The following is a 13,651-nucleotide window of genomic DNA, read 5'->3' as shown; positions in this document are numbered from 1 at the left end:
CGCCGGCGGCATGGTCCGCCGCCACGGAGAAGGGGAAGCAGGAATGTACAAGTTTCTACTTGCAGCGGCGCTGATCGCGGCACCGGCTGCCGCGCGGGACGGGGCCGATGTGACGCAGGCCGTTGGGCAGGATCAGGACTATCTGATCGAACTCTACAAGCATCTGCACAGAAATCCGGAACTGTCCGGACAGGAAACCGAAACGGCTGCCCGAATGGCAACGGAGCTGCGCGAGGCCGGTTTCGAGGTGACGGAGGGCGTTGGCGGAACGGGCGTCGTCGGCGTCATGAAAAACGGCGCCGGGCCCGTCGTCATGCTGCGTGCGGACATGGACGGGCTGCCCGTCACGGAAGAAACCGGTCTGCCCTATGCCAGCACGAAGACGGTGACGCTTGCGAACGGCTCACCCTCGGGCGTCATGCACGCCTGCGGTCATGACGTGCATATGTCGAGCTGGGTGGGCGCCGCCCGCTATCTTGGAAGCAACAAGGACGAATGGTCCGGAACGCTGGTCATGATCGGCCAGCCGGCGGAGGAGACCGGTCTCGGTGCGCAGGCGATGCTGGAGGACGGCCTGTACGAACGGTTCCCGAAGCCCGACCACGCCATCGCCCTGCACGATTCGGCTTCGCTTCCGGCCGGGCAGATGGGGCTGGTCAGCGGCTTTGCCATGGCGAATGTCGATACGGTCGACATTCTGGTTCACGGCTCCGGCGGGCACGGCGCCTATCCCCACACGACGAAGGACCCGGTGGTCCTCGGGGCCCGCATCGTCGATACGCTGCAAACGCTCGTATCGCGCGAAACGGATCCGCAGGTCGCCGCCGTTGTGACCGTCGGCGCGTTCAACGCCGGGACGAAGCACAACATCATTCCCGACGATGCGCATCTGCAGCTGACCGTGCGCTCCTACAGCGACGAGCAGAGGGAGGCGCTGCTGTCCGGCATTGCCCGCATCGCGCGCGGCGAGGCCATCGCCGCCGGGATCGACGAAGGGATGATGCCGGAGGTGACGGTCGACGACCGCTACACGCCCGCGCTGTTCAATACGGAAGAGCAGACCGAGGACATCCGCCAGGCGTTGACGGCGCGTTTTGGTGAGGCCCGGGTTATCTCGACGCCGCCAGTCATGGGCGGCGAGGACTTCTCCCGCTTCCACCGCGCGGACAAGGACGTGGAATCGACGCTGTTCTGGCTCGGCGCGGTGAAGCAGGAAACTTATGAGGCCGCCGGCGGCAATGGGGAGGGGCTGCCCTCTCTGCACAGCTCGAAATTCGCGCCGGATCCGCTTCCCACGGTGACCACGGGCGCGGCCGCGATGATTACCGCGGCGCTGAAGATGTTCGAAACGGACTAGCTTAGCGACGCGGGGCGGGTGCGGCGCGGCTTTGCCGCCTCGCCCTGCCGCGGGTCGTCTCAGCTGGCGGCGAGAAGTTCCAGGCGCACTTCGGCCTTTCCGGCTCTCACCATGCCGATCTCCTCGGCGGCGGCGCGGGACAGGTCGATGACGCGGCCGCCGTGGAAGGGCCCGCGGTCGTTGATGCGGACGACGACGGCATTGCCCGTGCGCTCGTCAACGACACGCACCATGCTGCCGAAGGGCAGCGTGCGGTGCGCGGCCGTCATCTGCGCGGGGTCGAAGCGTTCACCGCTGGCGGTGGGGCGGCCGGCGAACCGCTTGCCGTAATAGCTTGCGACGCCGTCGCCGACGACTTCAGCCGCAGCCGTCAGATCGTCCGTTGTGGCCGCTTCCGCCACGACCGTCTCTTCGGGGACAATCATCGCCGCCGTGGCGGCGTTTTCCTGACCGAGCGGCTGAGAATCCTGCACCTCGTGCATGCCGCCGACCAGAGGCGTTGCCACGGTCCCGGGCACCGGCTCCAGATCCGTGAACGCAAGAAGCGGCGTCGACAGGATCAGGAAGGCGGCGGCAACACCTCGCTTGCCGGGCAGCCCAAGTGCTGGAATCGATGCAATATTCATGGGGCAGCTTCATCCCATGCCGCCTTTCGGAACGCCAGCCGGGCACCGGGCGTCCGCCGTCCGAAATACTCTTTTGACCGCAAAACCCCGGCTCGCTAATCGATTCGACTATGTTTTTGCTGGGTCGACTGCTTGCGAAGCTGATCCGCCGGGGTCGGCTCGAAATCATAACTGACGGGGGAAACCGCCACGGCTTCGGCCCCGGCGGCGATGGACCCCGGGTCACGATCCGTCTGCACGACGGGCGTGTCGCGGGAGAGATCGCGCGCAGCCCCGCACTCGGCACGGCCGAGGCCTATATGGACGGCCGAATTACTGTCGAGAACGGCGATATCGAGCAGCTGCTCGAAGTCATCTCGCTCAACAGCGAATGGATGGATGCCAATCTGAACGCGCACTGGCTGCGGCGCTCAGGGCGGTTCCTGCGCAGCGCCTATCAAAAGAACCGGCCACGCATCGCGCAGCGTAACGTGGCGCACCATTACGATCTTTCCGCGCGTCTCTACGACCTCTTCCTGGATGTCGACCGCCAGTATAGCTGCGCCTATTACCGTCCCGGCGTCGTCAGCCTGGAAACCGCGCAGCACGACAAGAAGGCGCATATCGCTGCGAAGCTGTACCTGCAGCCGGGTCAGCGCGTTCTCGACATAGGCTGCGGTTGGGGCGGCATGGCGCTTTACATCGCCAGCCTCGACCCGTCCCTCAAGGTGACGGGAATCACCCTGTCTGAGGAACAGCTGAAGATCGCGCGTGACCGTGCCGAAGAGGCGGGTGTGTCGGACCGGGTGGATTTCCGGCTGATCGATTACCGGGAGCTTCAGGGCCGCTTCGACCGCATCGTATCGGTCGGCATGTTCGAACATGTCGGAACGCCGCAATATCAGACCTTCTTCGACCGGGTGGGCGACCTGCTGACGGACAGCGGCGTTGCGCTGATACATACGATCGGCCGGGCGGAGGGGCCGGGTGTTACTGACGCATTCACGCGAAAGTACATTTTTCCGGGCGGCTATGTTCCCGCCCTGTCAGAGATCGTGCCGCATATCGAAAACCGGATGCTGTGGATCACGGATATCGAGGTGCTGCGCCTGCACTATGCCCGGACGCTGGATGCCTGGCTGCGCCGAACCCGCTTCGCCCGCGACGAAATCGTGTCGCTTTACGACGAGCGCTTCTATCGCATGTGGCTGTTCTATCTCGCCGGTTCGAAGTTCGCTTTCGAGCGCGGCACGCACATGAACCTGCAAATTCAGATCGCCCGCCGCCGCGACACCCTGCCCATCACCCGCGATTACATGGCGGATGCGGAGCGGCGCTATCTGGAGCTTGGCGCGCGCCAGTCGGCAGCGGAGGGCGCGGCCATGGGGAGCATCAGCAAGTCGGGAGACCCGAGGTCGGCCGTATAGGCCGGCACGCCGACTCGCACGGCATCCGGCGCGACATCGGCGCGAAAACTGCCGTGGAGCCGGTCCCACAGGCTGAGGCCGCTCGTCCAGTTGCTGTCCGTCAGGTCGCGGCGCGCCATGTGATGGATGCCGTGCATGCGCGGTGTCGTCAGCAGCAGCGACAGGATCCGGTCCATGGTCGCGGGCAGACGGATATTCGCGTGATGGAACAAGATGCTGGCGAAGAAGAACCGGTTCCACAGCGCGTGCGTCCGCGCATCCGGGCCGATCAGCAGGATCATCGCAGCGCGGACCGGCGCGGATAGAAGCTGCTCGGCAAAATGGAACCGGATCGCCGTCGACATGTCGAGATCGAGATCGACATGATGTACACGGTGCAGGCGCCAGAGCGGCGGTATCCGGTGCGACGCGCGGTGCCACCAGTAGATCGACCAGTCGAGAAGCAGGAAGGCGGCCACCCTCCGCCACCGGGCCGGGAGGGATTGCACGACGCCGCGACGTTCCGTCCGCCGATCAAACAACGGGGTCAACAGGGCGCGCTGGATCCGCCCCGCCATCAGCAGACTGCCGATCCCGAGTATCAGATTGGTCGCCTGCCTCCGCGAGCGGGGCAGCGCCGTCTGCCTTAGCGGAGAGTGGTCTTCCTGGCGCAGCGTCCAGATAAGCATGGCCGTGGCCGCGCCCATCAAAAGCGCGGAGGCGGCGCGGGAGCGGTGCAATCGGATCAACACGACGACATCGTACCGCACCGCGCGCATCGCACAAAGTCGGATGACGAAAAGAGCCGGTGCCAAAGGGACGAAAAGGCACCGGCTCTCTCACTCGCGCGGCGGGGGGACTTCGACCGATAGGGGGATCGGTCGCCGCGCTCGCGCGCCTACTGGGCGCGCAATTCCTGTTGGGCCTTTGCGCCCTCGTCGGGCGTGATCTGGCCATCGCCGTTCGCGTCTACCTTGTCGAACATCGCCAGCGTGGGTGCCTTGAGTTCCTCAACTGTCAGCGACCCATCGCCATTCGTGTCGGCTTCGACGAACATATCCATCATACGGGCGGCAGGATCATTATCCCCCGCGCCCACGGCGATACCGAGTTCCTCTGAAGAAATGCTGCCGTTTCCGTCGGCATCGAGGCGAGCGAAGGCGGCATCCATCTGCGTCTTCGCAGCGGCGCGGCGATCGTCGGGGATCGGCTGCCCGGCCTGGCTTTCCACTTCCGTCAGCCGCTTCTCGTTCATCGCCGTCCATTCTTTCTGGTCGAGCGATCCCGACTTGTCGGTGTCAGCCTCCGTCATCACCTGCGTGCGGGCCTGTTCTGCGTTCGCGCGCATCTTGGTCTGGAACGCCTCGACTTCGGTCTTGGTGACGCTGCCATCGCCATCGGCGTCCAGCATCCGGAAATTCTCGGCAGCCTGCGCCTCGACCTGCGCGCGGGTCGTTACACCCGCGGCGGCGCCGGCGGGCGGGGCCTGGGCGTTCGCGGCGGCGGTCAGGCCGAGAAGCCCGGCGCCCCCGATCATCATCGCAGTTCTCATCGAATCTCTCCCAATTCTCATTCGGTATATGAAGCGGTTACGCCGCCCCAACGCATTTCCCTTGCCCCGGGCCCGTGCTTTTGGCGAAAGCGGGCCGAACTGTTCCTGCAAGGAGACGAATGTGGCCGATGTAAACCGCGTCGTGCTTGCCTATTCCGGCGGCCTCGACACGAGTGTGATTCTGAAGTGGCTAGAGCAGACCTATGGCTGCGAGGTGGTGACGTTCACTGCCGACCTGGGCCAGGGCGAGGAACTGGAACCTGCCCGGCAGAAGGCCCTGAAGGCCGGCGTGAAGCCGGAGCACATCTTCATCGAGGACGTGCGCGAGGAATTCGTGAAGGATTACGTCTTCCCGATGATGCGGGCGAACGCGCTGTACGAGGGGCTGTACCTGCTCGGCACCTCCATCGCCCGCCCGCTGATCGCCAAGCGGCAGATCGAGATCGCGCATCAGGTCGGCGCTGACGCTGTCTCTCACGGTGCCACCGGCAAGGGGAACGACCAGGTTCGGTTCGAACTCGGCTATTACGGACTCGACCCGGATATTCGCGTCATCGCGCCGTGGCGGGAGTGGGACCTGACCAGCCGCACCCGCCTGATCGCCTTTGCCGAGGAGCACGGCATCGACATTCCCCGCGACAAGCGCGGAGAGGCGCCCTTTTCCACCGATGCCAACCTGCTGCACACCTCCTCTGAGGGGAAGGTGCTGGAGGATCCGTGGGAGGAGACGCCGGACTATGTCTATTCCCGCACAAACGACCCTGAATCCGCGCCGGACACGCCGGAATACATCACCGTGGAGTTCGAGGGCGGCGATGCGGTCGGCGTGAACGGAGAGCCGCTGTCGCCGGCAGCACTGCTGACCAAGCTGAACGACTATGGCCGGGAACATGGCATCGGCCGCCTCGACCTCGTCGAAAACCGGTTCGTCGGCATGAAGTCGCGCGGCATGTACGAGACGCCCGGCGGCACCATCCTGCTGGCAGCACACCGGGGGATCGAGCAACTGACTCTGGATCGCGGCGCCGCGCATCTGAAGGACGAGCTGATGCCCCGCTATGCGGAGCTGATCTACAACGGCTTCTGGTTCTCGCCGGAGCGGGAGATGCTGCAGGCCGCGATCGACCACAGCCAGACGCATGTCGCGGGCACGGTCCGATTGAAGCTGTACAAGGGCCGCGCCGACGTCGTCGGCCGCAAGACGGACCGCCGCTTCAACCTCTACAGCCAGGAGGTGGTGACGTTCGAGGAGGACAAGGGACGCTACGACCAGCGCGATGCGGCCGGCTTCATCCGACTCAACGCCCTGCGTCTGCGCCTTTTGGGTGAACGCAACCGGGACGCGTGAGGCGATCATGAAGCCGGGGGGCGGTTCCGGACGGGCGGCGCACAAATGGTTCGCGAAGCTGCACAAGTGAATCGCGCTGATCGTTCGCGTGCAGCTCCTTCTGTGGACCGCCTCCAGGCTCTTCATGACGCTGTGCCCGATCAAGGCGGTGCGCGGAGAGCATCTCGTTGCCGCCGGGCCGCCTCCTTTCGCTGGAATCCGCACCGCCTGATATCGTTAACCGGCCCTTAGGGGCTTTCCGCCAGATTGCCGCCCTGACGATTTCAGCGAAGGCGGGGCAGAGATATGGCGGGAGCGGGCGGGACGGTGCGGACGAGCGTCGACGTGGCGATCATCGGCGCGGGGCCGGCCGGGCTGACCGCCGCCTATCTGCTGACGAAGGCCGGATACAGCGTCAGCATAATCGAAAAGGACGAGCGTTACGTCGGCGGCATCAGCCGCACGGTCGAGCATGAAGGCTATCGCTTCGACATTGGCGGCCATCGTTTCTTCTCGAAATCGCAGGCCGTCGTCGACCTGTGGAACGAGATCCTGCCGGACGATTTCATCGAGCGCCCGCGGATGAGCCGCATCTATTACGAGGGAAAATTCTACTCCTATCCGCTGCGGGCGTTCGAGGCGCTGGGCAATCTGGGCATCGTCCGGTCTGCGCTCTGCATGGCCAGCTATGCGAAAAGCCGCCTGTTCCCGAAGCGGGAGGTAAAGAGCTTTCAGGACTGGGTTTCGAACCAGTTTGGGGAGAAGCTTTTCGGATTTTTTTCAAGACCTACACGGAAAAGGTCTGGGGCATGCCATGCGACGAGATTTCCGCCGACTGGGCGGCACAGCGCATCAAGGGCCTGTCGCTCGGCGGCGCGGTCCTCGACGGGCTGAAACGTTCGCTGGGCCTGTCGAAGCGGCCCAATGACGGCATGCAGGCGAAGACGCTGCTGGAGAGCTTTCGCTACCCGCGCAAGGGGCCGGGCATGATGTGGGAAGCGGCGCGCGATCATGTCGTTGCGGGCGGCAATCAAATTCTGATGGGACATTCCCTGCACCGCCTCAGCGAAAATCGCGTGACAGGCCGTTGGACGGTGGAGACCCGGCAGCCGAACGGCAAGGGCGCCTCCCTGTCCGCCGCGCATGTCATTTCCTCCGCACCGATGCGCGAGCTTGCGGGGCGACTGCATCCCGTCCCGCAGACGGCGGGCCGCGCGCTCGACCTGAAATACCGCGATTTCCTGACGGTCGCCATCATGGTGAAGTCGAAGGATCTGTTCCCGGACAACTGGATCTACATTCACGACCCCCGCGTCCAGGTGGGCCGCATCCAGAATTTTCGGTCCTGGTCGCCTGAGCTGATCCCGCATGACGATATGGCCTGCGTCGGCCTGGAATATTTTTGTTTCGAAGGGGATGGTCTTTGGGCATCGGATGATGCCGATCTGGTCGACCTGGCGAAGCGCGAACTGGAGCAACTCGGGCTTTGCGATCCGGGCGATATCACTGGCGGCGTCGTCGTTCGTCAGGAAAAGGCCTATCCCGTCTATGACGAACATTACGCCGCCAATGTCGAGGCGCTGCGCGCCGAGCTGTCCGAAGCACATCCGACGCTGCATCTCGTCGGGCGCAATGGCATGCACAAATACAACAATCAGGATCACGCGATGATGACGGCGATGCTGACGGTGGAGAATATCAAGGCCGGCCGCATCATCCATGACGTCTGGCGCGTCAACGAGGACGCGGAATATCACGAGGCGGGTGTCGAGGGTGACGCCGGACGTACGGATGCCGATCCCGCGCTGGCGTCCGAACGGCTCGTCCCGCGCCGCCGCGCTGCCTAGGCGGGCCTTGCAGCCATGATCTTTTCCGCCGCCCGGCAGCGTCCGGGGATCGGTCACGGCCTTGTCGTCTACGGCATGATCAGCGCGGCCGCGCTGATCGTGGATCTCGTCCTTCTGGACCGATTCCTCGCAATCGGCCTGAATGCGGCTTTGGCGGCAGCGGCCGCCTACGGTGCCGGCGTCGCCGTGCACTGGGTGCTTTCGGCGCGCACGGTTTTTGCGCGGGGGGCAGGCGACCGGGGCTCGTCGCGGCGGCGGCGACAGAAATTGCTGTTTTCCGCGTCCGCGCTCGTCGGTCTCGGCATCACGACTGTCATCGTCGGGCTCGGCGCTTCGCTGGACTGGGATGTGCGCGTTGCGAAACTGTTGGCGATCGGAATCAGCTTCGCCGCCCTTTGGGTGCTGCGCCGCCTCTACATCTTCGCGGACTAGCGGCGTGGCGAGCCTGACCGCACACGTGACTGCGGCCGCTGCGCCGCCAAGCGACCGGTCGCGGTTCTGGCTTTCCGTCCTCCTGACCTGGGCGTTCATGAGCGCGCTCTCCCTCTATGCGGCCCGCGCCGCGATCGCGGCGGGCTATCCCGCCGGGCCCGACGATCTTCTGCGTCTGGTCGAGGTGCGCGACTGGCTGGCCGGGCAGGCGTGGACGGACGTGTCGCAGCACCGGATCGGCGTGCCGGGCACATTGTCCATGCACTGGTCGCGCCTCGTCGATCTGCCGATCGCCGGCATCGTTCAACTTGTGTCGCCGTTCGCCGGTTCGGACGCAGCGGAGCGGGCGGCGCTGATCGCGGTGCCGCTTCTCACATCGCTTGCCACGCTCGTCGCGGGCTCTTTTCTTGTGCGCCGTTTCGTACGCGATCGCACGGCGGTTCTGCTGGCCCCGCTGTTCTTGGCCGCGACGCCGCTTGCCGCCATCCAGACCTGGCCGATGCGCATCGACCATCATGGCTGGCAGATCGCCGCGAGCGTCTCCGCCGTTGCGGCGCTGTTCGGGCGCCGGCGGTTCAGGGCAGGCGCTTGCGCCGGTTTCGCCATGGCGGCGGGTCTTGCCATTGCCATAGAGGGCCTACCCCTTGCGCTCATCATCGGGGTCGTGCTGGCGGGCCGCGCGCTTCTGGATAGGGGGGAGTGCGCGCGTCTGACCGCCTATACGGCCGCGCTCGGGTCGGGAACTCTGGGGCTTTTTGCCATCACCCAGTCCCCGCACCTGTGGAATGCGGTCTGGTGCGATGCGCTGATGCCCCCCTATATCGCCGCACTTTGCGCGGCGGCGCTCGTCCTGATGGTGCTGCACATGTCGCCGGTTCGGACGCCGATGCATCGCCTCCTCGTCATGGTCGCGGCCGCAGGCGCGGGCGGCGGTACGCTTCTTCTCGTCAATCCCGTCTGCGCCGCCGGCCCGTTCGCGTCGCTCGATCCGCTGGTGATGGAGGTCTGGTACAAAAGCGTCGCGGAGGGCCGGCCGCTCTGGCATGCCAGCGACGCTCTACAGCTCACGATCGGTGCGCAGCTGCTGATCGGGGCGGCCGGCTACGGTTTCGCCATCCGACATGCGCACCGGCGTGCACGGCGGGACTGGACTGCCATGGCGGTCATCTTCGCCGGCGCGGCGCTGATCGGTATCGCCGTCATGCGCGCCTCCGGTACCGCGACGATATTCGCGCTCCCCGGAACGGTTTATTTGCTGTCGTTACTGCTCCCCAGGGCCGCCGCCGTGCGACCCCCCTGGCGCGTATTCACCCTTGCCGCTGTAATTACCCTTCTCCTGCCGCTTTCGCCGCTGATTGCCCATAGCGCGCTGGTGCCCAGAGAGGCTGAAGACAATGGACCTCCCTTCTCGAACGGGCCCCGATCCATTCCGGCCGATTGTGGTCAGCCGCCGGCGCTCAGCGGGCTTGCGTCCTTGCCGCCGTCGACGATCCTCGCACCGCTGGATATGGCGCCAGCCCTGCTCTACGCATCGCCGCACAGGGTGGTGGCATCGGCGCACCATCGCGGCAACGCCGCCATGGCGGACACCATCCGCGCGTTTCTCGGATCGGGCGACGAGGCGGTGCGGATCGCAAAGGACAGGGGGGTTCGCTATCTCGCCTTCTGCCCCTCGATGAACGAGGTCGAGCGCTATGCGAAGCGGGCGCCGGACGGCCTGGCCGGCCGATTGACGCGCGGTGAGGTGCCGGACTGGCTGCGACCGGTGCCGCTGCCCGGCCCGGTCGAGCTTTACGAATTCAGCCGCTGAGGCCGAAGCTGCCGACCAGCCCGTCGATGACGAACTGAGTCGAGAGGGCAGCGAGGATGACCCCCAGCAGACGGGTGATCATCGCCTCCATCTTATGGCCGAGGAGCCGCAACAGCGGACCCGCCATCAGCAGGGAAACGAGCGTCAGGGCAAGGACAAGACCGGTCGCGCCGAAGACCCACAGACGCTCCGTCACGCCGCTCGTCGCGCTCATCAGCAGCATGATGGAGGCGATGGAACCAGGGCCGGCGATCATGGGAATGGCCATGGGAAACACGGAAACGTCGTCGACCTCTAGCGTCGCGTCGCGGCCTTCGACGACCTCCTGCGCGCGGTTCTCGCGCCGCTCCGTGCGCTTTTCGAACACCATTTCCAGCGCGATGATGAACAGCATGATGCCGCCCGCCACACGAAAGGCGTCGAGTGAGATGCCGAGCGCGTCCAGCAGCGTGCGGCCGAAGAATGCGAAGACCAACAGGATGATCAGCGAAATGACGACCGCCCGTATCGCCATCATGCGCCGCTGCGCCGCCGACGCGCCGGTCGTCAGACTATAGAAGATCGGCGCGCAGCCGGGCGGGTCGATGACGACGAACATGGTCGCCAGCGTCGAGAGGAAAAGCTCGTTCACCTGCAGCCCCCTGCAAACGGTCAGAGCGCCCGGACGGCGCGTTGCGGTGCCCTTATCGAACCGGCGCGTCCGGCGCCACCCGGCGGGCGGATCGGACGCCGTTTCCTTCCAATCCCTACAGCCCTTCGGGCGGCGACAGGCCCTCTCTCCGGTGCGCGGCCACCAAGGTGTTCCGCAGGAGGCAGGCGATGGTCATGGGTCCGACGCCGCCGGGTACCGGCGTGATTGCGGCGGCCGTCTCCGTCGCCTCGGCAAAGGCCACATCGCCGGTGAGGCGCGTCTTGCCCTCGCCCCGTTCCGGCGCATCGATGCGATTGATGCCGACGTCGATCACGGTCGCGCCGGGCTTCACCCAGTCGCCCCGGACCATCTCCGGCCGTCCGACCGCGACGACCAGGATGTCGGCCGTCCGCGCCAGCGCCGGCAGGTCGGCCGTTCGCGAATGCGCCTGGATCACGGTCGCATTGCGCTGCAACAGAAGCTGCCCCATCGGCTTTCCAAACAGATTTGAGCGGCCGATGACGAGGGCGGTTTTACCCGACAGGTCGCTGCCCAGACGATCCGCAATCATCATGTCGCAGCCGAGCGGCGTGCAGGGAACGAGACCGGGAAGCCCGCTCATCAGCCGGCCGGCGTTCAGGGCGGTCAGGCCGTCCACGTCCTTGTCGGCGTCGATCATCTGCACCACGCGGTCCGAATCGAGCGGGCGGGGCAGCGGCAACTGACAAAGGATGCCGTCGACGACCGGATCGGCGTTCAGCCGCGCGACCAGCGCCTCCAGTTCCGCCTGCGCCGTATCGGCCGGCAGGCGGTGCTCGAAGCTTTCCATCCCGGCGGCGCGCGTCGCCTTGTGCTTGGAGGCGACATAGACCTCGCTTGCAGGGTCGTTGCCGACCAGGACCACCGCGAGGCCCGCCTTCCTCCCAGCCTGGGCTGCGAACGCCTCGGCGCCGGTCGCGACGCGGTCTGTCAGCGCTGCGGCAAAGGCCTTTCCATCGATCCGTTCTGCCGTCATCAGCCCATCGCGATCTGGTTGATGGCGCCGCCGATCAGCATCTGACCGGCGATGAAGGCCAGCATCAGCACCATCGGCGTCAGGTCGATGCCGCCGAGATCGGGCATGAACCGGCGGATCGGGCGGTAGAGCGGCGACAGCAGACGCTCGATGCCCATATAGACGGATCGTACGAAATTGTTCGACATGTTGACGACGTTGAACGCAACGAGCCAGCTCAGGATGACCTGAACGATGATGATCCAGATACCGACCTGCAGCAGCATGTGCAGGATCTGGAGCAGGGCGATTATGATCTCCATGAGCCTTTCGGGCGACCTCCGCTTGACGTTTGCGCCGGCTTCTAACGCTGCCGCCGCTGCGCGGGAAGGCTAGACCGGCAGCAGCGACTTAAGCGGTGTTTCCGGATCTTCCAGGGCTGCGCGCTGGGGACGGACACCGGCGGCGATCAGCTTTTGCGCCTGCACGAAGTCGGCGGGCCGGCCGATGCAGTCCGCCGCGATCAATTGTCCCGCCTTCAGGTAGCAGACGCTGAACCGGCCCGTTTCCGGGTCGCCGCGCAGGACCGCCTCGTCGTGGCCGGCGGAGAGGCCGGCTGTCTGCAACCGCACCTCATACTGGTTTGACCAGAACCAGGGCAGCGCCTCGTACTTCGCTGGCCGCCCGCAGATGTCCGCTGCCGCCACATTTGCCTGATCGTTCGCATTCTGCACGGATTCCAGCCGCACCGCCGCACCACCGGCATAAGGGTTTCTGTGGCGCGCGCAGTCGCCGATGGCCCATATGTCCGGCAGCGACGTGCGGCAGGATGCGTCCACCACGGCGCCATTGTCGCCCTCTGCGCCTGCGGCGAGAAGAGGCTCGACATTGGGAAGGATGCCGATGCCGACGATGACGATGTCGGCCGGCAGGGTTTCGCCACGTTCCAGTTCCACCCACGCGATCGCTCCGTCCTCCGCGCGCAGGCAGCTCGTGCGCGTGCCAAGGAGAAACCGTACACCGGCAGCCTCGTGCCGGCGGCGGTAGAACGCCGAAATGTCGGCGCCCGCGACCCGGGCGAGCAGTCGGTCCTCCGCCTCAATGACCGTAATGTCCAAACCGCGTCCCGCCATGGCGGCCGCAGCTTCCAGTCCGATATAGCCGCCGCCGATGATGACCGCGCGCCGAGCAGCCGGCAGTTCCACCTTCAGCCTGTCCACGTCCGTTCGCGTCCTGACGGCGTGGACCCCGCGCAGCCCGACATCCGATCCGCAGGGCAGCGGGCGGGGCCGCCCCCCGGCTGCCCATATCAGCTTGCCGTACCGGATCGCGGGTCCGTCCGCCACGGCCAGGCGCCTTGCCGCAGCGTCTACAGCCTCGATACGCGTGGCGGGTAACAGGGCAATCTCTTTATCCGCCCAGAAGTCCGGCCGGCGGATCAGCATTCGCTCGAAAGTTTTCTCGTCCTTCAGATAGTCCTTCGACAGGGGCGGCCGCTCATAGGGTGGATCGGGTTCGTCGCCGATCAGCGCGACGGTGCCGGTAAAGCCCTCCTTGCGCAGCGCGATGGCCGCTTGCGCGCCGGCATGGCCGGCCCCGATGATAGCGACGCCATATTCTTTTTCGCCTGCCATGACCGAGCGCCCCCTCCCATTCTCCCGGCGATGTAAGACGCCGCCGAACCACTCTC

12 protein-coding genes and 1 pseudogene are annotated in these 13,651 nt (G+C 65.8%); 6 read left to right on the top strand and 7 right to left on the bottom strand.

Annotation, left to right across the window (positions count from 1 at the left end):
- Window positions 1-43 precede the first annotated feature (43 nt).
- Window positions 44-1,357, top strand: coding sequence for an amidohydrolase (locus C725_RS04160; protein ID WP_008600352.1), 1,314 nt, complete (start codon window positions 44-46; stop codon window positions 1,355-1,357).
- A 59-nt stretch (window positions 1,358-1,416) separates the two neighbouring features.
- Here C725_RS04160 and C725_RS04155 read toward each other — a convergent pair whose 3' ends face one another.
- Window positions 1,417-1,983 (bottom strand): septal ring lytic transglycosylase RlpA family protein, encoded by a 567-nt coding sequence (locus tag C725_RS04155; RefSeq protein ID WP_008600351.1) that lies wholly within the window; start codon window positions 1,981-1,983, stop codon window positions 1,417-1,419.
- A gap of 110 nt (window positions 1,984-2,093) precedes the next feature.
- On the opposite strand from C725_RS04155, the gene C725_RS04150 reads away from it, so the two are divergent.
- On the top strand, window positions 2,094-3,389 hold the full coding sequence (locus C725_RS04150; protein ID WP_008600350.1) for an SAM-dependent methyltransferase: 1,296 nt from the start codon (window positions 2,094-2,096) through the stop codon (window positions 3,387-3,389).
- Here C725_RS04150 and C725_RS04145 read toward each other — a convergent pair.
- Window positions 3,299-4,138, bottom strand: a complete 840-nt coding sequence (locus C725_RS04145; RefSeq protein ID WP_200858584.1) for a sterol desaturase family protein — start codon at window positions 4,136-4,138, stop codon at window positions 3,299-3,301. The two genes, C725_RS04150 and C725_RS04145, sit on opposite strands and share 91 nt — an antisense overlap.
- A gap of 128 nt (window positions 4,139-4,266) precedes the next feature.
- Window positions 4,267-4,920, bottom strand: coding sequence for an EF-hand domain-containing protein (locus tag C725_RS15215; protein WP_160165709.1), 654 nt, complete (start codon window positions 4,918-4,920; stop codon window positions 4,267-4,269).
- A gap of 121 nt (window positions 4,921-5,041) precedes the next feature.
- Between C725_RS15215 and C725_RS04135 the strand changes: the two genes are divergently transcribed.
- The 4 genes and pseudogenes from C725_RS04135 (at window position 5,042) to C725_RS04120 (ending at window position 10,336) form a co-directional block, all read left to right on the top strand.
- Window positions 5,042-6,268, top strand: coding sequence for an argininosuccinate synthase (locus tag C725_RS04135; protein ID WP_008600348.1), 1,227 nt, complete (start codon window positions 5,042-5,044; stop codon window positions 6,266-6,268).
- A 285-nt stretch (window positions 6,269-6,553) separates the two neighbouring features.
- Window positions 6,554-8,094: pseudogene (locus C725_RS04130) on the top strand (NAD(P)/FAD-dependent oxidoreductase).
- Window positions 8,095-8,109: 15 nt separating this feature from the next.
- The gene (locus C725_RS04125) at window positions 8,110-8,526 is read left to right on the top strand and encodes a GtrA family protein (RefSeq protein ID WP_008600342.1); all 417 of its coding nucleotides are present in this window, start codon (window positions 8,110-8,112) and stop codon (window positions 8,524-8,526) included.
- Between the two features lie 4 nt (window positions 8,527-8,530).
- Window positions 8,531-10,336, top strand: coding sequence for a hypothetical protein (locus C725_RS04120; RefSeq protein ID WP_149864527.1), 1,806 nt, complete (start codon window positions 8,531-8,533; stop codon window positions 10,334-10,336).
- Here C725_RS04120 and C725_RS04115 read toward each other — a convergent pair.
- The 4 genes from C725_RS04115 to C725_RS04100 form a co-directional block, all read right to left on the bottom strand.
- The gene (locus tag C725_RS04115) at window positions 10,326-10,967 is read right to left on the bottom strand and encodes a MarC family protein (RefSeq protein ID WP_008600340.1); all 642 of its coding nucleotides are present in this window, start codon (window positions 10,965-10,967) and stop codon (window positions 10,326-10,328) included. The two genes, C725_RS04120 and C725_RS04115, sit on opposite strands and share 11 nt — an antisense overlap.
- A gap of 115 nt (window positions 10,968-11,082) precedes the next feature.
- The gene (gene folD, locus C725_RS04110) at window positions 11,083-11,982 is read right to left on the bottom strand and encodes a bifunctional methylenetetrahydrofolate dehydrogenase/methenyltetrahydrofolate cyclohydrolase FolD (RefSeq protein WP_008600338.1); all 900 of its coding nucleotides are present in this window, start codon (window positions 11,980-11,982) and stop codon (window positions 11,083-11,085) included.
- Window positions 11,982-12,278, bottom strand: coding sequence for a YggT family protein (locus C725_RS04105; protein WP_149864552.1), 297 nt, complete (start codon window positions 12,276-12,278; stop codon window positions 11,982-11,984). The genes folD and C725_RS04105 overlap by 1 nt, the downstream gene beginning before the upstream one ends.
- A 75-nt stretch (window positions 12,279-12,353) precedes the next feature.
- Entirely contained in the window at window positions 12,354-13,595 is a 1,242-nt protein-coding gene (locus C725_RS04100; protein WP_008600336.1) for an NAD(P)/FAD-dependent oxidoreductase, read from the bottom strand.
- Window positions 13,596-13,651 lie beyond the last annotated feature (56 nt).

It is taken from the genome of Pacificimonas flava (assembly GCF_000342165.1).
Taxonomy (GTDB): domain Bacteria; phylum Pseudomonadota; class Alphaproteobacteria; order Sphingomonadales; family Sphingomonadaceae; genus Pacificimonas; species Pacificimonas flava.
Note: the sequence above shows the minus strand (reverse complement) of the source record. Positions and strands in the feature narration are given on the sequence as shown.